Source organism: Candidatus Accumulibacter necessarius (genome assembly GCF_036625085.1).
Genome location: NZ_JAZKUM010000005.1, coordinates 156,354 through 179,160 on the forward strand (window position 1 = coordinate 156,354; position 22,807 = coordinate 179,160).

Below are 22,807 nucleotides of genomic sequence, written 5' to 3' on the forward strand. Positions count from 1 at the left end.
TGCGAGGCAGGGGCGAATTCAACGGCGGGTTTCCTCAATCAGGTCAAGAATGCTGGTCATCGTGCCCAGCCGCTCCGGGTCCATTCCGCTGGCGGCGAAATCAATCCCGTAGGTGGTTTCAAGGTAAAGGACAATCTGGATGATGGCCAGCGAGTCCACCAGTCCGGAGGCGAACAGGCTGTCATCGACGCCAACGTTTTCGATCCGCTTGGTGGGTTTCTGTATGGTGCGCAGAAAGGCGATCAGGTCCTGCAGGCGTTGCGGGCGGTCAGCGCTCAACACGGCTTTTCCCCGTCAAGAATCCGGGACAGGTCGAGCGCCTCCCGAGTGACGCAGAAGGCCTTGACTGCATCCCGGTTGATCTTGCCGCGCGAGGTTCTGGGAATCTCGTCGATCACCCACCAGCGCACCGGCATCTTGTGTTCCGCCAGTTGTGACTTCATCCACTCGTGCAGGGCGCGGACCGTCGCGTCCTCGGGATTACCGAGCACCACCGCCAGGCCCACCGCCTGACCGTAGATCTCGTCGTCGAGGGCAAAGGTACAGACGTCGCTGGCCCCGGCGAAGCGTTCGACGACGGTGTCGATATCGGCCGGGTAGATCTTCATGCCACCCTTGTTGATTTCGTCGCGCTCGCGGCCGCGCAGCACGAGCCGGCCGCGCTCATCGATGAAGCCAATGTCGCCGGTCAGGAACCAGCCCTCGCTGACGGCCAGGGCGGTCAGGTCGTCGCGCTGGAAATAACCCTTCATCAGGGCCGGTGTGTTGAGCCAGACAAAGCCGGATTCTCCCGTGGCGCATTCGTCATCGGGACGCAGCGGCCGCTCCGTATTGGAGGTGCGCAAGACCTTGATCACGGCGCCCCAGCCGACGCCGATCAGGCCGTCTTCTGCGGCACAGTCGGCGTCGTTGCTCAGGCCCGCGACCCAACTGCCGGTCTCGGTGATGCCGTAGGCGTTGCAGACGTTACGGGTGCCGGTCCAGGTGCGGATTTCTTCCCACGCGTGCGCCGAGAGCGGCGCCGAACCGCAATGCACCCGTTGCAGGGTGCCGGCTTGAGGCGGTTTGCCGAGTTTGGTCGCGAGTTTCCAGATGGCGGGTACCGAGGACATGAAGGTGATCCGGTTCTCGTCGATCAGCCGGCCCAGGCGCATGATGATGTCCGGGCGGAAGGGCGGGGTGATGAACAGGTCCTGCCCGGCGAGCCAGGGGTACAGGCAGTTGCAGATCAGTCCGTGGCCGAAGTGCGTCGGGAGCAGGCACAGCGAGCGGGCAAAGGGAATGAGACCCAACTGGTCATGAATCCCCATCCAGCGGGCGCGCAGCGAGCGGTGGGTATGCACCACGCCTTTGGGCGCACCGGTTGATCCGGAGGTGAACAGGATCAGGGCGTCATCGTCGAGCTGGCTGAGTCCGACCGTCGCTTCTTGGTCACCGGTGTCCGTGGTTTCGAGGGCCGGGACCGCGGCGTCGCCGAGCGCCTGTCTGATCGTCGCTTCGGTCAGGTGGTCAACGACCGCCAGTCTGGGCTGCGCCGCAGCGACCAGGGTCTTGATTTCAAAGGCGGTCAGGCGGGCGTCGATCGGTACGGCGCAGGCGCCGAGTTTCCAGATGGCCAGCAGTTCGGCAAAGAATTCCAGGTTGTTGCCGAAGGGCAGGAAGACGCGGTCTCCGCGCGACAGTCCATGTCTCTGGAAACGGGCCACCCGCCGCGCAACCTGGCCCGCGATCTCCTGACGAGTCCATGAGCGCCCGCTGATCGGTTCGGCAAGGTTTCCTACATTCAGATCAAAATACATTTGAACTCACTCCTCAAAATGCCCATGCAATTCCGAATAGACTCAAAAAGAAACTCAGCCTGGCGGTAAAGGGGGCGCCGACGCCGACATTCCAGATATAAATGAGGGCGAAAAAAGTCCATACCCCGGCTATCCGCAACAGGCGGTTTGCTTGACCCGGTGGCGGCGGGCGTCCTCCCCGGCGTTGCTCACGCAGCATGGACACAAAAATTCCCAGAGCCAGCAAAAAACAATAGAAGATTCGGGAACGAAGCGCATACAGGCCCTCGAAAACCTGCCCTTGCACCATCACATCGCTGAACTTGATGAGGTGGTAATAGGTGTTGCCGATAAAGGCCGCAGCAAAAACCGCAGCAAACAAACGCAAAGTTGGCCAATTGCGCAATGTTCTTCCCAACTGGGTGAAGGTGGGAAGGAAAAAGAAATTGGCCATGATCTCCTTGAAATAGTAGTAATAGCGGTTCCAGAAGTCCACGATCGATTCTGCCAGAAGCGGCTTGTAGGTATTGCGGAATACGTTGAAGCCAAAAATCCGCAGGACGGCAATGACGAGGTGCCCGCGAACAGCATGGCGAAGCACCTGATAAACAAGCTCGCAGTAGATGCTTATCCAGGATATCCAGATTGCGGTGTTCTTCCCCTCTATTGAAATCAGGTAACCGACCGTCGGGATTCCCAGGGTGTATCCGCCGATCATTTTGGTGAGCGCATTTCCAGGGCCATAAAAGACCCCTTCCAATACCTTCATGGCGACGAGCAACAAATTGGACAGAATGAAAAGCTTGATTCCTGCCAGTTGTGAACGGGCAAGTTCCTCCTCGTTTTTTGCTTCGAATCGGGACAGGTATCCAAAGCCTTTGCCATAGGGCGCATTGGAGCCACCGTAAATCGGCCATATTGTGAGGAAATGGTCGGAGAATCGAGTCCCGCTCATTCGGCCGTGCTGCCCTGAAAGCAGAAGGTATCCGAATCGCCAGAGCAGGAACGGAAACATTGCCGCTACCCCGAACAGCACCTGCCGCCAAAGCCCGCTGTCTGGTGTGCTAGTCCAGAGAACCACGAGAAAAGCCCAGTAAACCGAGTGCAGTGACAGTTGAGGATGCTTTCTGACGAACTGTGGCAAGCGGGAGAATTCCGTAGCCGCCCGGTAGAACAGCCAGGTCATTCCGAGCAGGGCAAGCACCACGAGAAGCGGACCCAGGCGATCAGCCGGAACAGGCACATCGGCAGGCCTGAAACTTTCCGGTGATTCCCTGATGCATACCCACAGGCCACCGACTGCCAGAATTGCCCTGCGCCGGAATGGAGTGAGCCATCTCAACATCGCCCCCATCTTTGTCTGCCACCAGACGATGACCCGCGGGTCCTCATGGAATTGCATCAAGTGGGTTAATTGCATAGGAAAATCGGCAGGAAAGCGGCACCAACGACGCTATACGCAGTGGAGGGGGGAGATCGAAGGAGGCGGCATTATTGCGTGTCGTCGACCTGCGCGCAACTCTTGAGCAAATCGCAAATCGGGTCACCCATCAGGATCAAGGCTATCCGTCCGGAGCGAGTCCGGATGATGCCTCTGACCGCCATCGCGGCCCCAGAAAGCCGTCGGTGCCCTGCGCGTGTCCATGTCCCGCGGCTCGCGCCAGCTTGTGCGCCACCGCCTTGATCTCTACCACCGGCTTGGTCCTGGCACATTTACGCTGGCAAAAACGCTTGACCGTAGGATCGTAGCGCACGGTGAAGTTCGCTGCCTCGACAAACGCCAAGGCCAGATACCGGTTTCTGTTTCTGACATTGCCGTTGCCTTTCTTCTTGCCATTCGATCAATGTTCGCTGCCACTGCAACGGCAATACGAGGAGAAATCGCCCACCGTCGGAAAGCGCTTCACGTTCCGGTTTCCAGCGCAATCGTCAGCGACAGCACCTTCCCGATCTCGCGCACCTTGAACAGGTACTGGTACTCCGGGCGTCGGTTTGCCTTGGCGACGATGGCCGCTTCCAGCCGTTCGATCGGTTCATCGGCACAGTGCATCAGGGCCAGATTGTTCTTCACCGCCAACTGGCTCAACTCGGCCAGCTCGCCATCATCCACCTCCGCCTCGGCAACCTCCCCGCCGCCGAGCACTACGCCCACGCCGCCCGCCAGGACCCCGTCGCGGCCGCCAACTCGCCGCCGGCCAGATCCCCGCGATCCCCGCCGCTCTGCCGAGCGAGCTGCAGCAGATCCTCACCGCGATCGTCGAGGCCATCCGCAAGGCCTGATGCGCGGGCCGCGCGAGCGACCACCGAATCCCCCTCGCCCGCTCGCAGGGGCCGGCGAGTGAGATGGGGAAGTCACGGCGCATGCTCCGTGGCCAACGAGTACTGTGGAGTTCGGGAGGTTGCCGCACGCGCAGCAACTCCTCCTGGTTGCGGCGCATTGGTTTCAGGGCCTGATCGAGGCATAGCCGGTGCGGGTGGCGCAGAGCTTCTCGAAGCGGTGGCGGACCAGCCAGCCGATTTACAACAGTTTACGGAGTTGATCCGCCATCGGTCCCCGAGTCGCCCGCATGCCCTCACCAGTGCGCTGCCAGTTCCCCTGCCTTGTCCATCTCTTCCTCCTGTCAAAAACCCGAAGGTTGCTGCATAGCTCGGGGTCTTACAGGTGGATGGGCTGGACGCTTACAACTTGTCGTCCCGCGTCGTTGTTCTCAGGCCGCCTGCCTTGCGCCGCGTTGCGGCCTCACGGCCCAACGGTACTGCTTCGTGGATAGTTTTCCAAGCTCTGCCACGGATGAACATTTTTCGACGAGGCTGAACGTCCTTCCGATCCGGTGCTCGATACTATGCTTCTTGGCGGATCGTTCTCCGGATAGTTTTCCAAGCTCTGCCACGGATGAATACTGCTCATTGCCGGGGCCGAACGTCCTTCCGACCCGGTGCTCGATCCGACGTGGCTTGGCGGGTAGTTCTCCAAGGTATGTGGTGCCCGAGCATTGTTGTCCATTGGCGCGGTGGACTCCGCATATCCGGTGTATGGAACGGCCAGACCGCCGACGAATGCCAAAGCAATCGAAAGTTTTTTCATGGCAATCTCCTAGGTAAGTGAAGGAACCCCTCCCCACCTTGAGGATGCGTACTACTGGCCAAGCACGATCTCGTGCCCATCCCGAGGAATCGATCAATTCCTCCATGCATGCACAGGCGCGCTGACCACATGCACGTACCCTTCAATTACCTGACAAGACCACGGGACTGATTTGAAGTTCCGGAACAAGGCCGAAGAGGCCGAGTATTTTCTCAAGAAAGCGACGTTGTTCCGCCGGAACGGCGTCGTGCCAATGTTGCAGGTAGGCGCCGAAACTCAGCTTGTCCGCGGTCGTCGGAGCATTCAGATAGGGCAGTGATTTCCAGCCCTCTGGTTGCGCCTCGAAAAGGGGCAGCAAATGATGAGCACAATATTCGTTGTCGTTGCGACCGTACGGATTCTGCAAGAGTCGCGTCGCGTTGTGGGCATACCACGGCCCGAGTGTCAGTGGGCCTTGTCGATGCACTTCATTCATCAATAGCTTGGCATACTCGGCAAAAATGGGCGCGTAGTTCCGCTGCTCGAATCCCCGTGCATGCCACGTCAAACCCATGCGCCGTAAGACGAAGAGAGATGCAGTCTCGCACAGCGATTCCTCAAACCATTGATGTGGCGCGAGTGCAGAATTGGGGCGCTGGTGGTGGTTGCCGTAGATATGACAGAGTTCATGCGCAAACTCATAGGTGTATTGCTCCCAGCGACGCCCGGTGACCGTGAGGTACACAACATATTCACCCGCTGCGTTGCGCTGGTACAGCACCGTCGGTGCGCGCGTTGAGCGCTCGACACGAATGGCATCGCCGTGCCGTTCGGGAAAGAACATCTGCAGTTCGCGTGCCGTGGCGACCAGAACGTCGTGAATCTCGGCGCGATTGACATTACCCCAATCGCCTTCTGAAACACTGATTGCGGGAGCACCGAATTCGTCCGCGCCATCGCCAAACGATTGCTCCGACGCATTTGAATTCGCGCCGAGACAGACTAGGGCAAGCCAAGAGATCAGAAAGCGGAGGGAAATCAAAACAGGTCTCGGGCAAAAACCAGATGCCCTACAGGGCAATGACGAATGTGTTCTCGAATCGTGCGGCGCTCAGATACAGCAGGGGTGGCAGACAAACAAGGTAATCGCTTCCATGTTGTTCATTCGTCTTTCGCGAACGTCAACCCCGGAGTGTAGTCCGGCGCAAGCGCGCAAGCAAGAGATAGGGTCGTGTCTTGCATTTTGCCCCCGGTTGTGCGCTCGGAAGGAAGAGGGGCCAAGCTCGAAAAGCGGCTGGCGTTGAGGTCGGCAGGACAACCTTACGAGTCGGCATGGGAGTCTCGTGAGGATCAGCGGGTGTTGGCACGATATGCCATCGGCGCCCAGTTGGACAAGGACCATCAATCCGGGTCAATCCGGGTCACCTCCTGATGCCTCGGGGACGAAACAATGAAGTGGACGACAAGAGAGTGTCGATCCTGTTTGGCCACGGAAGACCGCAAGCAGATCAAGGGGTAGGCATCGCATGGGGTTGTGAACAGGTACCGTTGAATGTCCTGTCCTTCCATTACCGGCTGCGGTCACTCGCCATTCGGTCTCGCCTGCGTTCGGTGCAGCGACCTGGTCAAGTAGTATCCGACTGACAGTGCCAGAGCAAGTGCCGCCGTAGCATAGACGTAGTCCGGGCTGATTTCCTTGTAATCCAGGATGACGATCTTGCGGAGTACCGCCATGTAGGCAGTCGCCAGAACGATGTCGAGGTGCAGTCCGTCCTCCTGCAGGTAGCTGACGATGTTGACGAACACTTCGATGGCGATCAGGACGGCCATGAAGGCCCCGAAGGTGGCGAGAATGTCACTGATTTCGAGCAGATAGTAGGGGTGCACGCTGACCCGGCTGTAGAGCACGTAAACCACGTCGGCGACGCCCCACCAGATCACCATGACCATCAGTACGGCCAGCACGCGCGCCGCATGGCGGATGCTGCCGCGCAGGCGGCTGATCAGCGGCTCGTCGGGAAAGGGTTTAACTGGTGCTTCAGTATCTGTTCCCTGGCCTTTCATTGGTACCTCCCATGATTCGAGAAACGTTCGTGCCGGTGAGCCTCGATGCCGTCGATCTGTTGTTCTCCGGCTCGCGGCAGGTTTCCATGCCGGCCATTATCGTCCACTGGCGTGGGCGTGGAAACGTTTTCCCAGGTACTTGCGCGCTTCGTCGAGAAACAGGACCGTCGCCGCCACCGCCAGTCCCCAATCGCGCAGGCTCAGATCGACGGTATCGAAGATGCTCTGCGCCGGGCCCCAATGCACGACCACCACCTGCAGCGCGAGCACGCCGGCAAGCGCCTGCCAAAGCTTGCCGTTGGCAAAGCAGGCGGCGTTGAAGGCGCTGCCCTGCTCGGCGCGGGCGTTGAAGACATTGAAGAACTGAAACAGCACAAAGGTGGTGAAGGCCAGCGTCAGTGCGTACTTCTGGCCGTGCGCGGCGAGCCCATGGCGGAACATGAACAGGGTGCCGACCATCATCGTCAGGCCATAGAACGCCAGACGCAGCAAGCGGCCGCTGTTCAGGATATGCGCCGCTGGCGATCGCGGCGGGTCGCGCATCAGGCCGGGGCGTGCGGGTTCGACGCCCAGCGTCATCGCCGGCGGGCCATCCATGATGATGTTGATCCACAGCAGGTGGATGGCCGTGAAAGGCGCCGGCCAGCCGAGCAGTGTGGCGGTCAGCACGGTCAGGATCGCGCCGATGTTGGTCGATAGCTGGAAGCGCACGAACTTGACGATGTTGTCGTAGATCACGCCCTTCCTCGACGGCCCGGACGATGGTCGCGAAGTTGTCGTCGGGGAGTACCAGCGTCGCCGCCTCGCGGGTCACCGCCGTACCGGTGATGCCCATGGCCACGCCGATATCGGACGCCTTCAGTGCCGGCGCGTCGTTCACGCCGTCGCCGGTCATTGCCACCACATGCCCGACGGCTTTCAGGGCACGCACGATGCGCACCTTGTGGGTCGGCGAGACGCGCGCGAAGACGGCGATGTCATTGATGCGCGTGGCCAGTGCCGCGTCGTCGAGCGAGTCGAGTTCGGCGCCGCTGAGCACGTCACCGGCCAGACCCAGCTCGCGGGCGATCGCCGCGGCGGTCGCCTTGTGGTCGCCGGTGATCATCCTGACCTGGACTGCGGCCTGGTGGCAGAGCGCGATCGCCGCCTTCGCCTCCGGTCGCGGCGGGTCCATCAGGCCGGCGAGGCCCCGGAAAGTCCACTCGCTGGCCCAAGCCATCAGATCGCCCGCCGGGTCGAACTCCTGGGACGGAATGCTGCGTCGCGCCACCGCCAGCACGCGCAGCGCCTGGGCAGCCAGATCGTCGTTCCGGCTCTCGATCAGGTGGCGGGAGGCGGCGTCGAGCGCCTGCTCGCCGTTCGCGCTCAGCCAGCGGGAGGCGCGCGCGAGCAGCACGTCCGGCGCACCCTTGACGAGTACCTCGACTGTTTCTCCGGCGTCGTGGAAGGTGGCCATGAACTTGTGCGCCGAGTCGAACGGGATTTCCGCAAGGCGAGGCCGGTCCTGCAGTTCGGCCTCGGGTGCGAGACCTCCCTTCTCTGCGAGGACCCAGAGTGCGCCTTCGGTCGGGTCGCCGATCAATTGGCCGTTGCGGACGCGCGAGTCGGTGCATAAGGCCATCGGCAGCAGCAACGGGCGCAGATCGAGTCCGGGCGGCGCCCGCAGGCTGCCCTCGGCAAGATAGCCTTCGCCGCTGACCGAAAAGCCGTTGCCGGCAAACCAGCCGGCCCGTGCGGTCATCTGGTTCAGGGTCAGTGTGTCGGTCTTGTCCGAACAGATCACCTTCGTCGAGCCCAGCGTTTCGACGGCGGAAAGCTTCTTGAGAATGGCGCGGTTCCTTGCCATGCGCCACATCCCGATGGCCAGCATGATCGTCACCACGGCCGGCAGACCTTCGGGAATGCCGGCGACCGCCAGCGCGACGGCGGTCATCGCCGCTTCGGTCCACGCTTGGCCACGGACGGAATCGACGAGAAAGATGATCGTCACGACGCCGCCGGCGATGGCGGCCAGCTTCTTGCCCAGGGTGTCGAGCTGCCGCTGCAGCGGCGTGTTGCCCTCGGGCGCGGCGGCGATCATGCCCGCCAGCTTGCCCATCTCGCTGCGCATGCCGGTCTCGGTGATCAACAGCTCGGCGCGACTGCGGGTGAGTACCGGATTCATTAAGAGCAGGTTCAGACGCTCGCCCAGCGGCAGGTTGTCGCTTGCCAGTGCGGCGACATGCTTGCCGACGGCGTGCGACTCACCGGTCAGGGCGGCTTCCTCCGCCTCCAGGTTGTGCGCGGCCAGCAGCCGGCCATCGGCCGGCACGCGGTCACCGGCCTCGAGCAGGACAATGTCGCCGGGCACCAATTGACTCGCGTCGACGTCGGACACCAGCCCGTCGCGGCGCACTCGGGCGCGCCGCGAGCATCTGCTTGAGGGCGGCCAGGGTGCTCTCGGCACGATGCTCCTGCCAGAAGCCTAGGCCGGCATTGAACAGGACGACAACGAGGATTACGGCCGCGTCCTTGACGTCGCCGATCGCCCAGGCTAGCACCGCCGCGAACACCAGAACGATGACCAGGAAGTTTCTGAACTGGTCGAGGACCTCCAGCCAGAGGGGACGTGGGCGCGCCTCGCTGAGCCCGTTCTCGCCGTGCCGGGCCAGCCGCTCGGCGACATCGGTCCTGCTCAGGCCGGCGGCCGGATCGACAGCCAGCGCTTCGGCGGCGTCAGTGGCCGACAGGGTGTGCCATGGGCGACTTCTTGAGTTCATGATTGCCTCGCAAGGGGATCAGGTCTCAGGTGACGCGCGGCAATGTGGGCGGCGAGCGTCGTCGCGGCGGTCGTGTACCGTTGCCGCCTTCTTCGCGCCTGCCAAACAAGCGTTCGCCTGTCAGCTGGTCTGTCAGTCGCGGATGGCCCTGGATCCAGCGGATGAGCCGATTGTTCGCCAGATCCGACTTTTCGATGGCAAGAAGACGCCGCCCACACCCATGCGCTACCGATGGTTTCCATCACCTGCTGCTCCCGCTCAGAATCTGTCTTCCGTCCAGCCTGCCGCGCCTGCGCAAAACAGAACGGCCCTTGTCCAGCGAGGACGAAGGGCCGTGTTTCCAAAAAAGGGGGACCATTCGCCAGCGTGGCAAAGGTCTTGCTCGTGGTCACCTGGCGGTGACCACCCGGGCGCCGGGTGGTCTCGAAACTTGAGACCTTCCGTCCTGACGACGCCGCGGCGGAGAGCTACTCCCCCTTGGGACGAACGGAATTTACTTAACCTGATTTCGATAGTCAACTATTGAAGTGTGCCTGCCAATGGGTCTGGCCGCTTGCCGTCGTCAGGACAGCGCCAGTGCCCTACGCGTGTCCATGTCCTGCGGCTCGCGCCTATGACAGACCTGTGGTTGCCGGAAGACGGGGCTTCGGGCACCAACCGCTGGTGGCTCAGGGCAGAGGCGAACCGGTCAAGCGGCTTGCCTCTTCAAAAAAATGTTGTCCTGTCTGCCGCCCGGGCAGTTGTTGATCGACGCCCTGCAGGCTCCGCTGCATCGCGAGAGTGAGGTGGAGTCGCGTCGTTCGACCATGCCTGCGCGCGCGGTCAAGCTGCGGGCAGCTGGCTACTCGACGCCAATGCAGTTCCGGTTGCGTTGGGTTCACCCCAATGCGCGAGTCGCTGGTCAGCCGCTGGAGGAACGGCTCGTCAGCACCATGACATTTGCCGAGACCCGGTACGGCATCGAGATGGTCGACGATCCGATTCACCGCGCCGAGCTCAACGACTGGCTGGCGCACAGAGTGCGGTCGGTGTTCGACCAGCGCGTACTTGAGGTTTCAGAGATGTCATGTCCAAGTGGCGCTTGCGCGTCCAGGATGGGCGTAAGGCGGGCCATCCGTTTTCGCTGCCTGACCTGATCATCGCGGCAACCCCCTTTACCCCCGGTTGTCGGTCGTGGCCCGCGACACCGGAGACTGACAACTCGCACGAGTGGCGCTGGTGAATCCTTGGGTTCACGAGATGCCCCAAAGTCTTCTCTGGCGCAACCTGACGATCGAGGAGTACGGCGCCGAGAAGGCGAGGGCAGCCAGATCAGATGGATGCGGCTGGCTGCGCTGCGCGCCCAGGTGCAGAAGCTGTTGGACCGCGGCGATCTGCCGGGCCATCCGCGCTCCGGCCTCTACCTGCGGCAGGTGGCTATCGCCCGCGTACAGTCGAATGACTTTTGTCGACACCGTTGGATTTCCAATCCTCAGCGACTATATTGAATAAGTGAGGGACGGCACGGATTCGAAGCAGGTGCGCGGCCATCACCCCGACCGGATTGTCCTTTGATCATTCAGGAAGGCTTTAATGAACAGCCTGCAACGTTGCTTCGCGATAATCCTTCCGTCGGCCTGCTTCAGCTTTGCTGCAGCTGCCGTCGAGGTTTACGAGGGTAGCCTGACGGCACCCAATAATGCGCAGCAGGATACGCATTTCCGCTTGACCCTCAAGTACGACCTCAATCCCGACAACACCATCACGGGAATCCTGCAGGTCAACCCTTGGGGACCTTGCATCAAGGGCGACGGCCGCCCGATCAGCGGCGTCATTGAGGGAGGCAAGCTGACCTTCGAAACCGTTGCCAGCGAACTCAAAGGCTGTGGAATAAACAGGTTCCGAGGTGTCAAGAAGGGCGACGCCTGGGCAGGAACGATAAGTTTCCAGGGCGGTCGCCGGGAAATCACGTTAAAGAAGCAGTAGCCTGCCCGCCTGCTTGTCTGATCCGATCGATTCGGCTACAAGAAAGGCGGCGGCCTTTTGTTAAATGCCAGCTTCGGTTGCTTTGGCGTGCCGCCAGTCTTAGGGCTTCTGCTCCACTGAGCCACCGCCGCCGGAGCCATCGGCAGCTTGGCCGGTTGGGTGCTGCCGGCCTTGGCCCTGCCGGTCAGGTCGGAGGCGGCGCCGACGATCAGCGTGACCTCGCCGCCACCCGTCGACGCCAGTACGACCGGAATCCCTTCGCCCAACGTGAGGCGAAAATCGAGTTCGATCAGCGAATCACCAGCATGCGGGCGCGAACGCCGGATCGAGAAACACGGCGAATCATGCTGCAGCGTTGCTCTTGCGGCGACGTACGACGAAGCCCAGTAGGCCAAGGGCTGTGAACATCATCGTGGAGGTTGCAGGCTCCGGTAACGGAGGGGTGTAGCCAGCCAAGTCTTCGGCGCTGGCCTTGTAGGCGTGCAGGACTCCCGGGAGCAGTTGGTAACTGCCATCGACTGGCACGCTGGCAGCCGCACCGCTACAGCCAATCGTTGTGCCCAACGGGCACTGGATCGAAGTGGCATAGGGATCGGCGTCGCTGAAACGCAAATAGACGTCTAACTGATTGCCGCTGTTGTTCTGTGTGACGCTGTAGTCGTTGTCGGTACCGGCGAGCAGCAGGTAGCTGCCGTCGGTGAGCTTCGGGCCGACCGCCAGTCCTTCCCACTTTTCCGGGGACTTGTTGCCGAGTGCGGCCAGCGTGTCGGCGTCGAGATCGAGGATCGGGCCCGATTTAGTCACTCTCGTAAAGCCGGCGCCCGCGTCCAGAACGATTTTGCTAACGTCGGTCGCGCCATTGAGGTCGATCCTGTAGACCTCCTTATCAGCGGTTGCCAACGTGGCGCCGATGCCGACGCCGCGATTGTTGCGCTCGAGTACGAAGAACTCGTGGTCGTTGATCGCGACCAGCGCGGAGATGCCCTGGCCCTGGCCCGAACGCTTCATCTCGTAGGCGTACTGGGCGACGGCTTTGCCGGTCGTCGTGTCGAACTTGACGATGCGATTGATCGTGCCATTGCCGCCACCTTCGTCGAGCATTGCGCTCTGCAGCATGGCATAGGCGTAGTTGCCGTCCGGGCTGATCGCCAGCCCCTCAAAGCCGCGGTTGGTGCGTTTGCCGGCAGTGTTGCCGGTGTCGCTGGCGAAATTGGGGGTACCGCTGGCCGCATTACGCGGAATGATGTTGGCTGGTGTCGTGAAAGTTCGCACTAGCTGGCCATTGCGGTTGAACTCGAGTAGCGACGGGCCGTATTCGTCCGAGACGAGAAAGTTGCCGTTCTTCGGGTTGATCACGAAGCCTTCCGGGTCGTGGGCATTGCCGAGCACGTTGGTCGGGTTCGGTGCGATGCCGTTCAGCGACGAGCGGCTGTTGCTGAACTTGATGGTCTGCGCGATCTGAAAGTTGGAAATCGCGCCGGTGGTGGCGTTAACGTCGAGCGTGAAGCGCTGGACCCGCGTGTCGTAATCGAGCGTGCCGCCGCCGGGTCCGCGGTCGGAGAGTCCCCACCATTCGTTGCGGTTGGTATCGTAGTAGATGTCAGAAAAATAGCCCACCCGCCCGTTGTTTGCGCTGGTGCCGCCGGAGAGGTCGAGCATCCCGCCGTCCAGGGCAAGCCCGTTGACGAAGGCAGGGCCCGCGTTGGCAGCGCTGGTGAAAAGTATTGTCAGAAACGCTACAGTCGTTTTGATTTTCATGATGTTCCTCCAGGTGTGAGCGAAGCGTCGACTGAACAGTTCGTCGCCGGGTTGATGAAACAACCGTCGCGGACGACCGGGATTTCGGGCAACGCAAGCCAGTGTCGATCCAAACTCTTGGCGGAGATGCTAAGGAATCATTGTTACGGCATTGTTACAGTACTTGCCTTTATTGCGGTGAGACATGACAACAGGAGCAGAGGAGCGGTTCGAGGAGGAGAGGAGGAGGAGAGGAGGAGGAGAGGAGGAGGAGAGGAAGCCAACAGGGCCAGGGTCGGATGCCACAGAGCGAAGCCCTACTCCGCCCGAATAGCCGCCTCGGCGGTCGTGTCCGCTGTCGCCGATTCAAACCGATGAATTCGGGTTAAGGATCAGCGCATGCTCTCGCTGGCGAAGCGCCAGCGCCATCACCTGCGAGGTCGGGACGTTCCAGTCGGTACGGGCCTGCGAACCTAGGTCATCAATCTGTCACGTTGGCCGGTTAGCCTGCCAGCGTCAGCCCCATTCGGGAGATTGATGAGGAGTCTCGCGACCCCTTGTTCGACTACACCCTACGAAAGGACTTCCATGAAAGGCAAAGCACATCCCAGCAATGACCTGACGATCAATCCGTCGGGCAACGAATCCATCTTCGACGTGATCGGTCGCGTCGATCTCAGTCGCCGTCGCTTCGTCCAGGGCTCGGCCAGCGCCGGCATGCTGGTAGCAGCCGGTGGCTTGACGCTGTCGGGCATCGTTAATACCGTTGAGGCAGCCGAGAACTTCCCGGTTGGCATCGGTTTTTCAAGCATTCCGGCCAGTCTGGCCAGTCTGGGCGCGGTGGCCGACCGGGTGACCGTGCCCGCAGGCTATACCGCTGCGGCACTGGTGTCCTGGGGTGATCCGATCATGCCCGGCGGTGTCGCCTTCAAGGCCGACGCCAGCAATACCGCTGCCGAGCAGATGAAGCAGTACGGCATGCACACCGACGGCATGCACTTTTTCCCTTTCAGTAGCCGTGGTCAGTTGAGCAACGACCGGGGTATCCTGTGCGCCAACAACGAATACACGCACGAAGAAATCCTCTTCACGGATGGGCAGGTGGGCGCCGGCTACACCATCGAGAAGTGCCGCAAGTCGCAATCGGCGCACGGCGTATCGATCGCCGAAATCCGCCGCGTCAACAACAAATGGACGGTGGTGCAGAACTCGCCCTTTGGACGGCGTCTGACCTCCAATACGCCGATGCGCCTGTCGGGCCCCGCCGCCGGCCATGCCCTCGTAAAGAGCAAGGAGTACAGCATCACGCCGGCCGGCTCGGTCGCTACCGGCAGCCTGACGGACGGTTTCGCGGTCAACGGCACCATCAACAACTGCGCCAACGGCATCACCCCCTGGGGCACCTACCTGACCTGCGAAGAGAACTGGAACGGCAATTTCGGCTCGACAGCCCCGATTCCCCCCGCCGCGTCCGGCGAGACCGGCAAGCTCTTCAACCGCTACGGCATCACTGCCTCCGGCAATGGCTATCGGTGGCACACCGTCGATCCGCGCTTTGATGTCGCACAGAACCCCAACGAACCGAACCTCTTCGGCTGGGTAGTGGAGGTAGATCCCTTCGATCCTGCCCACAAGCCGGTCAAGCGCACCGCCCTTGGCCGCTTTAAGCACGAAAGCGCCCAGTACGTGGTCGACAGTGCCGGCAATCTGGCCTTTTACCTGGGTGACGATGAGCGCAACGAGTACATCTACAAGTTTGTCTGTGCCGGCAAGTACAACCCCAGCAACCGGGGCGCCAACCGCGACCTGCTGGACACCGGCACCCTTTACGTCGCACGCTTCGATCCCAACCTGAAAGGTACCTGGCTGCCGCTTCTGCCGACAACGGTAGGGGTCAATGGCGTGCTCCTGCGCGACAATCCCGACTTCGCCGGTGTCAACGACGCCGAAGTGCTGGCCAAGATCCTGATCAAGACCCGTATGGCCGCCGATGCTGTCGGCGCCACGATGATGGATCGCCCCGAGTGGACCGGCGCCCGCCCGCGCGTCAACGGCTACAAAGAAATCGAGGTGTACTGCACCCTGACCAACAACAACCGTCGCGGCACCACCACGGCGTCGTCCAACAATCCCGATGGCTCGACTGCAGCCGCTTCGGCCCGCCCGCCGGTGGATACAGCCAACCCGCGCGAGGACAATATTTACGGCCACATCATCCGCTGGCGCGAAGACGGCGAGACGGTGCTTGCCACCGAGTTCACCTGGGACATCTTCGTGCAGTGTGGCGATACGGCCACCACCAAGAAGCCCAAGCCGACCAACGACTACAAGGGCGATATCGTGGATAACCCGGACGGATCGGCCGACATCGGCGCCCCGGACGGTCTCTGGTTCGACTGGTTCGGCCGTCTCTGGGTGCAAACCGATCAGGTGGGCGACGGTTCAGGCGACTGGGTTAACATCGGCGCGAACAGCCTCTCGTGTGCCGACCCTGAGACCAAGGAATTCCGTCGCTTCCTCACCGGCCCGAACAAATGCGAAGTCACCGGCATCACCATGACGCCCGACGGGAAGACCCTGTTCGTCGGAATTCAGCATCCCGGCGAAGATGCGACTGCTGCCAACCCGACGCAGTTCTCGAACTGGCCAGCCAGCCAGTGGGCGACCCGTGCAGACGGCGTCACACCGCTCCCGGGCGGCCGTCCCCGCGCCGGTGTGGTGGTCATTACCAGGGACGACGGCGGCATCATCGGCGCCTGACCAAGGTTCAATTGCCCTGGCAGCCCGCCGGGGCGATCAAGTCAATGCAATGAATGAAAGGATTCAAGCAATGAACAAACTCAGCCTGATCGCCGGCATCGTGCTGGCCACTACCGCCGCCATTGCCCAGGCCGGAACCCAGGTCCTCGTGGACTTTGAAAACGAGGATGGCCTGATCATCGGCCTGGGTGAGTCCTACAACTTCGGCGCCGGTACCCTCTCCGCAGACCAGCCCGACCCCGACAAGCCCCGTCGGTTCACCGTTGGCCAGGACGATGCCGACCTCGGCGAAAACGGCCTCTGGGGGGGCGCCGGCAACAAGTTCGTTTCCTTCGATCACATCGGCGGAATGACGCTGAACGTCCTTTTCAGGGGCTGGACCCCCTCAGGCTTCAGCTTCGATTACAGTGCCTACCAGGAACTCGGCTCGAACACTCCCGCCCAGATCAGCGTCGGGTATTACGATGCCATTGGCAACCTGATCGGCTCATTGAACGAGACGATTGATCCCGCTTTCGGATGGGATACCTATGACCTGTTCCAAACGACCGGTTACGCCGGCGGCAACGCCAGTATTGCCCGCATCAGCATTTCCGGCGACGGCGTTGTCCTCGACAACCTGAGTTTCGTTCCCGAGCCGGCAAGCTCCACGTTGCTCCTGGCCGGTTTGGGTATGCTCGCGGGTGTTGCCCGCCGCCGCCGCACCGCGGACTGATCGCTTCTCCTCTGAAGCATTTGCACACTGGCGGTCTCGTGACCCGCCAGTGTCGTTTTCGGGGCCGCGCGTCCTGCCATACGGCAAGACCTGCATCAGGCCGCTGTCGCTTGGCGAGCGCTGGCGCGAAGTCCCCAGCGAGGTCGCACCGGCGGATGACCGCAGGCACTGGGCGCGCGGCATCAAGAGGACCTTTCAGGGGCTCCTGGAACAGACTTGGCGATTGTCGCCGCTTGGTGGCGGCTCATAGGCTCATCATGGCGCGATTGGATGTCCTGTCCTGCTGGCGACGGTGTGCCGCGATGCGTTCCCGTCACCGAACGATATCGCTTGTCGGCGGGTGGGTGAGCCGCTATCTTGCGGCTCTCGCCCATCTCCAGGATCAGGACCGGTGTCCCTGCCGCTTCGCTCACTCGTCGTTGTTTCCGCCGCGGCGGCCGTCTTGCCGTTTGCCGTACCAGCGGCGTTCGCCGCCTCGCCGCAGGCGGTATTCGAACAGGTCGCGGGGCAAGTGCGCGAACTCGAAGTGCTGGATGCCGCCGGCCAGGTGCTGGCCGCCCGCTCGGCGGTCACCATCGGTGGCGCACAGGTCGTGACCCAATGCGACCTGGTTGATGGCGCGGCGGGTCTTCGGCTGCGCGCGGCGACTTCGCCGCTGGTCGCGCGGGTGGCGCATGCGGACGTGCGCCGCAATCTCTGCCTGCTCGACGTTCCCGGCCTGTCGGGGCGAGCGGCTGACCTCGCGCCAGCCCTGCCAGCGGCCGGTGCGCGGGTGATTGCCGTCGGCAACATGCTCGGCCTTGGCGTCGGCGTTTCCGACGGCGTCGTCGCGGCGATCCGCGAGATCGGCGGCGAGCGCCTGATCCAGCACACCGCGCCGGTCGCTCCAGGCTCGGAAGGCGGCGGCCTCTTCGACGAGGGCGGCCGCCTGGTCGGGGTGATTCGCTATCGCAAGCTTGCCGGCCAGAACGTGAACTTCGCCGCACCGGCCGCGTGGATCGCCGAGATCGCCGAGCGCGCGGCGGCGCAGAGCGAGCTGCGCGACTGGCGCAGGCAGGCGGTCGCGCTTGAAGGCGAAGCGCGCTGGGCAGAGCTCGCGGCGCTTGCCGCGCGCCGCAGCGAGCGCGCCGCCGACGAGCCGGAAGCCTGGTTCTGGCTCGCCGTCGCCAGCGAAGCGCAGAGCGCCTGGCCGGCGGCCGAGCGCGCGTACAGGCAGGCGCTCCTGCGCGCTCCCGGTGACGTGACTGTGGGTCTCGGTTTGGCGCGCGCGCGCATCAACCAGGAGCGCTTCGACGAGGCGCTGGCCGGCGCTCGTGAACTGCTGGCGAGCCAGAGCGAGGACGCGCGCGTCTGGGCGATGATCGGCTGGATCGAGATCCGCCGCGGGCAAGCGCCGGCCGCCGCCGAAGCGCTCGCTGAAGCAATGCGGCTGGCGCCGGGGAATACGGGGGCGCAGTACCTCGCCGCGACGCTGGCGGTGAACCTGCGTGACTGGCCAACGGCCGTGCGGCTGTTCCGGCAACTGACGCGCGCCGAACCGGCGAATGCCTTGTTGGCGATCCAGCTCGCCGAGGCGCAGTATGGCGCGCAGGACTATGAGCGGGCCCTGGCCACCGCCAACCAGTTGCTGGCGCTGTCGCCAGAGCACGCCGACGGCCTGCTCTGGAAAGGTGCCGCGCTGTCGGCGCTCGGCCGACGCCAGGAAGCAATCGAGGCGCTCAGGGCGGCGCTCGCGCGCGCTCCGGCGAGCCCGGTGCTGGCCTGGCTGGTGCTGGGCCACACTTACTACGCGCTGCGCCTGTTTCCCGAGGCGATCGCGGCCTATCGGGAGGCCGAGAAGTTCGCGTCGCATCGCGAAGCGGCGCAGGACAGCCTTGGCATCGCGCTCAAGGATGGGGGCCAGTTCGACGCAGCGCGGCAGATGTTCGAGGCGGCGAAAGCGAAGCGACCGGAGGATCCTTTCGTCTGGCGCCAGATCGGTTTTGTCAATGCCATCCAGGGTCGTAGCCAGCAGGCGATCGTGGCGCTCGAGCAGTCGCTCAAGCTCGACCCGAAACAGGCCACGGTCTGGCACGCGCTGCTCGAGTCCTATCACGCCGCCGGCCGTCCGGAGGACGTACGCCGCGTGCATGCACGTCTGCTCGAACTCGACCGCGTGCATGCGGAGCAGGCCTACCGCGACTACCTGTTGCCCTATGAGGCCGCACGATGAGGACGGTCGGTTGCTTTGGCCGGGTCGGATGGCTGCTCCTGGCGGCGGCGGGCGCGCACGCCGACCAGGCGCAGGACGTGCTGGCGCGCGTGCGCACGCAGGTGGTGACCGTCGCCACACTGAATTCCCGCGGTCTGGTCGACAGCGAGGGCAGCGGGGTCGTCGTCCAGGCGGGTCGGGTGGTGACCAACTGCCATGTCGTCGCCGAGGCGCATTCGCTTCGCCTGACCCTCGCCGACGGACGCCAACTCGGGGCGACGCTGCTGCGCGAAGATCCGCTGCGCGACCTGTGCCTGTTGGCGGCTCGTGATCTGACGGTCGCGGGCGTGTCACGACGTGCGCTGGCCGAAGTCGGGCAGGGCGAGGCGGTCTTCGCGGTCGGCAATCCGCTCGGCCTCGGCCTGGCGGTGAGCGCCGGCGTCGTCTCGGCGGTCGACCGGCGCGGCGCCGAGCCGCGCATCATCACCAGCGCCGCCGTGTCGCCCGGGTCGAGCGGCGGCGGCTTGTTCGATGCTGCCGGCCGGCTGCTCGGGATCACCAGCAGCGTCCTCGAACCGGGGCAGAACGTCAGCGTCGCGATTCCTGCCGAAGCGATCGGCCGTCTCGAGCGTGACGGCCGATCGCCGGTCGTACCGACGCCGGTCACGGCCGAGCCGGACTGGCTGGCCGTCGCCGAAGAGCTGCGGCTGCGCGCCGACTGGGCCGGCCTGCTGGCGCACGCCGAGCGCTGGCAGCAGGTTTACCCGACTTCGGCCGACGCACTTGCCGCCGCCGGGTTGGCCGAGGGTAATCTCGGTCGGTTGCCGGCGGCGCGTGAGCGGCTGACGCGCGGCGCCGCCGCCGCACCCTGGCACGTTTCGACGAGTGGTTATCTGGCGCGCACGCACCTGGCCCTCGGCGATTACGCCGCGGCCGAGGCAGAGGCACGCCGTGCGACCCGCCTGCAGCCGTCTGGCGGCTACTACTGGGGCCTCCTCGGTGACGCCCTGCGCGGGCTGGCACGCCTGGACGAGGCAGCGAGCGCCTACGCCACCGGGCTACGATTTTCTCCCGGACAGGCCTCGGTCTGGGAGGGCTGGGGAGATCTCGCCGTCGCTGCCGGCCAGGGCGATGAGGCGGCCGAGCGCTATCGCGTCGCCGTCCGCCTGGCGCCAGCGGCCGACGGTGTTCGCCGCAAGCTGGCACACGCGCTGGCGCTGCGCGGCGAGGGTGCTGCCGCAGGCCGCGAACTGGCGGCCGTCAGGGACAGTGGCAAGGCCGACGACGCCAAGGCGTGGAACAACGTCGGCACCGGCGAGGAAAAGGCAGGCCGCTACCGCGAGGCCGAGCAGGCCTACCGCAAGGCGCTGGCGATCGACCCCGAACTGCCCGAGGCCTGGCACAACCTGGGCCTCGTGCTGCGCCGTTCCGGGCGTGACGACGAGGCCAGCAAAGCCTTCGAAAAGGCCATCGAGCTGAACCCGCGCGCGACCGGTGTGATGATCATGCTTGCCGAATTGCGACAACGCGCCGGGCGAAGTTCCGACGCCGCCGAACTGGCGGCACGCGCGTGTGAAGCGCCTGACGAACAGGCTGCCGCCTGCCGTCTTCTCGGCTCGATCGCCAGCGAGCGACGCGAGTGGGAGCGCGCCGAAAACGCCTACGCCCACGCGACGCAGCTCGACGGCACGCTCGCCGACGACTGGGTGGCGCTCGGCCAGACGCGCGTGCAGCGCGGCAAAGCGTCCGAGGCGGCGGTAGCCCTGCAACGCGCGCTCGCGCTGAACCCGAACCAGGGCACGGCGTACCAGGCGCTGTCGGCGCTGCATGGCCGGCGCGGCGACTATGCGAAAGCGCTCGAATACGGCGAGCGCGCGACGCAGCTCGAGCCGACCGATCACCAGGCATGGAGCAACAAGGGCTACAGCCTGCTCAAGCTGCAACGCCCGGGCGAAGCCGTGCCGGCCTTCGAGACGGCCCTGCGGCTGAAGCCCGACTTTGCCAATGCCTGGATCAACCTCGGCGAGGCGAAGATCGCGCAGCGTCAAATGGGCGAGGCGATCGTCGCACTCCGCAAGGCGCTCGAGCTCTCGCCCGACGCCAATGACGCCCGGGTTCACCTTACCTCGGCCTATCTCGGTGCCGGCCAGTTCGCTCTCGCCCGGGAGCAAGCGACGCTGCTCGCCGAGAAGCTGCCGCAAGTGCCGCAGGTGTGGTATCTGATGGCGCTGGCCAATGCCGGGCTCGGCGATCGGCAAGCCGCCATTGCCGCGCACGCGCGCCTGAAGTCGCTCAACCCGGCTGCCGCGAGCGAGCTGCGCGTGCGCCTGGCCGCGCTGCCCGGCGGCAAGGCCATGCAACTGCCCGAGTAAGCCACCAGAGCAACGATCGCATGTCGGCAAGCGCACTCAACTTCACCTACCGCTACCCCTGGGCATCGGGCGTCGTCGCTTCGCCGCAGGCGCAGACGCTGCAACTCGCCACCTCATCGAGCGGCGACCAACATCCGCACTTCTTCCACGGCCGTATCGAGCAGCCGCGCAGTGTCGCCGACATGCTGCTGGCGCTGCTCGACGTAGTGCGCACGCACTACTTCCTGCCGCGACCGCCGCAGATGGACCCGGTGGTGACCTGCAACGACGCGATGTTGCGCTTCGAGGGCTTCAGCGGCTGTTGCGGGGTTTACGTGCGTGTCGACCTCGACACCGCCGGGCTGGCCGCCGAGCGGCTCGGTCGCGGAACGACCAACGTCGACTTCAACATGCCGATGCGCGCCGCGCTGATGCGCCTGCAGGACCGCGAGCGGGTCGATTTTTCCGTTGGCCGCGAAGCCTTCACGCTGAGTCGCGACGAGGCGCGCGTCGTCGAAAAGAAGGTGCGCCTGCCGCTGCGCTGGATCAAGGGGTTCAGCGAGGTGCAGGCCTACCTGCCGCGGCTGGTGCTGATGGCCGACGTTGCCGGCGCCGAAGCGCGCCGCTTCGCGCGCAGCCTGCCGCTTGGCAGCGTTCCCCGGCAACCGTCGTTCGTCGTCCAGTCGGGCGCTTCGCTGCGCCTCAGCCAGCGGCCGGCCGAGGGCGCGGTCGCGGTCAGTGGCGTGCAGCGTCTGCGTACGCTGCCCGGACTGGCGCAGCGCGCCGAACGTCTGCGGATCTGGAGCGACGCGGCTTCCGGCGCTTCGGCGTGGGAAGTCGTCTTCGCGGTCGGCCGGGTGACGCTGCTGGTGAGCCCGGAAACGCAGCGCGGTTTCTCGGGCGAGGGCCAGGCGTTGTCGACGCTGGCCTCCGCGACCTGGCAGAAGGCGCTGCCGAGGGTGCGCGCGCAACTGCGCTGGCAGAACGAGATCGACGTCGGCGAGGTGGCGCAGGCGACCGCCCTGACTGCCGGCGAGGTTGAGGCCGCACTCGCGGCGCTCGGCGCGCGCGGGCTTGCCGGCTACGATTGCGGCACCGGCCGCTACTTCCACCGCGAACTCCCCTTCGACCTCGAACGCGTCGAGGCGATGCAGCCGCGCCTGCTCGACGCCCGCCAACTGCTGGCCGAGAACAAGGTGCGGCTGCTGGCCACCGGCGACGCCAACAGCCATGACTTTGCCGTCGCCGGCAGCGACGTCGTCCACCACGTCCGCTTGCGCGCCGACCGTGACCGCTGCTCGTGCCCGTGGTTCAGCAAGTTGCAGGGCGAGCGCGGACCGTGCAAGCACATCCTCGCCGCGCGCCTGTTGCGCGACGGCGATGCGGAGCCGCCAGCGCTTGCAGGAACGAATGGCCGATGAAC

17 protein-coding genes and 1 pseudogene are annotated in these 22,807 nt (G+C 64.0%); 7 read left to right on the plus strand and 11 right to left on the minus strand.

The genetic code is table 11. The features are described from left to right. Nucleotides 1-18: 18 nt before the first annotated feature. From V5B44_RS14635 to V5B44_RS14670, 8 genes and pseudogenes are all read right to left on the minus strand, one after another. Complete coding sequence (locus tag V5B44_RS14635) at nt 19-282, minus strand: phosphopantetheine-binding protein (RefSeq protein WP_332359748.1); 264 nt, start codon at nt 280-282, stop codon at nt 19-21. Then, nucleotides 276-1,799: a class I adenylate-forming enzyme family protein gene (locus V5B44_RS14640; RefSeq protein WP_332359749.1), complete on the minus strand. Its 1,524-nt coding sequence runs from the start codon at nt 1,797-1,799 to the stop codon at nt 276-278. Before V5B44_RS14640 ends, V5B44_RS14635 begins: the two co-directional genes overlap by 7 nt. Before the next feature lie 13 nt (nt 1,800-1,812). Continuing rightward, the gene (locus V5B44_RS14645; RefSeq protein ID WP_332359750.1) at nt 1,813-3,198 is read right to left on the minus strand and encodes a hypothetical protein; all 1,386 of its coding nucleotides are present in this window, start codon (nt 3,196-3,198) and stop codon (nt 1,813-1,815) included. A gap of 483 nt (nt 3,199-3,681) precedes the next feature. Then, the gene (locus tag V5B44_RS14650) at nt 3,682-3,930 is read right to left on the minus strand and encodes a hypothetical protein (protein WP_332359751.1); all 249 of its coding nucleotides are present in this window, start codon (nt 3,928-3,930) and stop codon (nt 3,682-3,684) included. 588 nt (nt 3,931-4,518) lie between these two features. After that, on the minus strand, nt 4,519-4,863 hold the full coding sequence (locus V5B44_RS14655; RefSeq protein ID WP_332359752.1) for a hypothetical protein: 345 nt from the start codon (nt 4,861-4,863) through the stop codon (nt 4,519-4,521). 142 nt (nt 4,864-5,005) lie between these two features. After that, nucleotides 5,006-5,884 (minus strand): hypothetical protein, encoded by an 879-nt coding sequence (locus V5B44_RS14660; RefSeq protein ID WP_332359753.1) that lies wholly within the window; start codon nt 5,882-5,884, stop codon nt 5,006-5,008. Between the two features lie 539 nt (nt 5,885-6,423). Continuing rightward, nucleotides 6,424-6,906 carry a phosphate-starvation-inducible PsiE family protein gene (locus tag V5B44_RS14665; protein WP_332359754.1) on the minus strand — a complete coding sequence of 161 codons (483 nt, stop codon included), beginning with the start codon at nt 6,904-6,906 and terminating at the stop codon, nt 6,424-6,426. A 96-nt stretch (nt 6,907-7,002) separates the two neighbouring features. After that, nucleotides 7,003-9,665, minus strand: a pseudogene (locus tag V5B44_RS14670) (cation-translocating P-type ATPase). Between the two features lie 743 nt (nt 9,666-10,408). Here V5B44_RS14670 and V5B44_RS14675 point away from each other — a divergent pair. After that, the gene (locus tag V5B44_RS14675) at nt 10,409-10,801 is read left to right on the plus strand and encodes a hypothetical protein (protein WP_332359755.1); all 393 of its coding nucleotides are present in this window, start codon (nt 10,409-10,411) and stop codon (nt 10,799-10,801) included. A gap of 96 nt (nt 10,802-10,897) precedes the next feature. Here V5B44_RS14675 and V5B44_RS14680 read toward each other — a convergent pair whose 3' ends face one another. Beyond that, a complete protein-coding gene (locus tag V5B44_RS14680; RefSeq protein ID WP_332359756.1) occupies nt 10,898-11,050 on the minus strand; it encodes a hypothetical protein in 153 nt (50 codons plus the stop codon). A 187-nt stretch (nt 11,051-11,237) separates the two neighbouring features. Here V5B44_RS14680 and V5B44_RS14685 point away from each other — a divergent pair, with 187 nt between their 5' ends. Next, nucleotides 11,238-11,630 carry a hypothetical protein gene (locus tag V5B44_RS14685; protein WP_332359757.1) on the plus strand — a complete coding sequence of 131 codons (393 nt, stop codon included), beginning with the start codon at nt 11,238-11,240 and terminating at the stop codon, nt 11,628-11,630. Between the two features lie 35 nt (nt 11,631-11,665). Here V5B44_RS14685 and V5B44_RS14690 read toward each other — a convergent pair whose 3' ends face one another. Together V5B44_RS14690 and V5B44_RS14695 are read right to left on the minus strand one after the other, a co-directional pair. Next, complete coding sequence (locus V5B44_RS14690) at nt 11,666-12,025, minus strand: hypothetical protein (protein WP_332360069.1); 360 nt, start codon at nt 12,023-12,025, stop codon at nt 11,666-11,668. Then, the gene (locus V5B44_RS14695; RefSeq protein ID WP_332359758.1) at nt 11,973-13,388 is read right to left on the minus strand and encodes an esterase-like activity of phytase family protein; all 1,416 of its coding nucleotides are present in this window, start codon (nt 13,386-13,388) and stop codon (nt 11,973-11,975) included. The genes V5B44_RS14690 and V5B44_RS14695 overlap by 53 nt, the downstream gene beginning before the upstream one ends. Before the next feature lie 567 nt (nt 13,389-13,955). Here V5B44_RS14695 and V5B44_RS14700 point away from each other — a divergent pair. From V5B44_RS14700 to V5B44_RS14720, 5 genes are all read left to right on the plus strand, one after another. Beyond that, complete coding sequence (locus V5B44_RS14700; RefSeq protein WP_332359759.1) at nt 13,956-16,127, plus strand: PhoX family protein; 2,172 nt, start codon at nt 13,956-13,958, stop codon at nt 16,125-16,127. Between the two features lie 70 nt (nt 16,128-16,197). Beyond that, nucleotides 16,198-16,842, plus strand: a complete 645-nt coding sequence (locus V5B44_RS14705; RefSeq protein WP_332359760.1) for a PEP-CTERM sorting domain-containing protein — start codon at nt 16,198-16,200, stop codon at nt 16,840-16,842. Nucleotides 16,843-17,233: 391 nt separating this feature from the next. Beyond that, nucleotides 17,234-19,054 carry a serine protease gene (locus tag V5B44_RS14710; protein ID WP_332359761.1) on the plus strand — a complete coding sequence of 607 codons (1,821 nt, stop codon included), beginning with the start codon at nt 17,234-17,236 and terminating at the stop codon, nt 19,052-19,054. Continuing rightward, nucleotides 19,051-21,405, plus strand: coding sequence for a tetratricopeptide repeat protein (locus V5B44_RS14715; RefSeq protein ID WP_332359762.1), 2,355 nt, complete (start codon nt 19,051-19,053; stop codon nt 21,403-21,405). Before V5B44_RS14710 ends, V5B44_RS14715 begins: the two co-directional genes overlap by 4 nt. Before the next feature lie 20 nt (nt 21,406-21,425). Continuing rightward, a complete protein-coding gene (locus V5B44_RS14720; RefSeq protein WP_332359763.1) occupies nt 21,426-22,805 on the plus strand; it encodes an SWIM zinc finger family protein in 1,380 nt (459 codons plus the stop codon). Nucleotides 22,806-22,807: the final 2 nt, after the last annotated feature.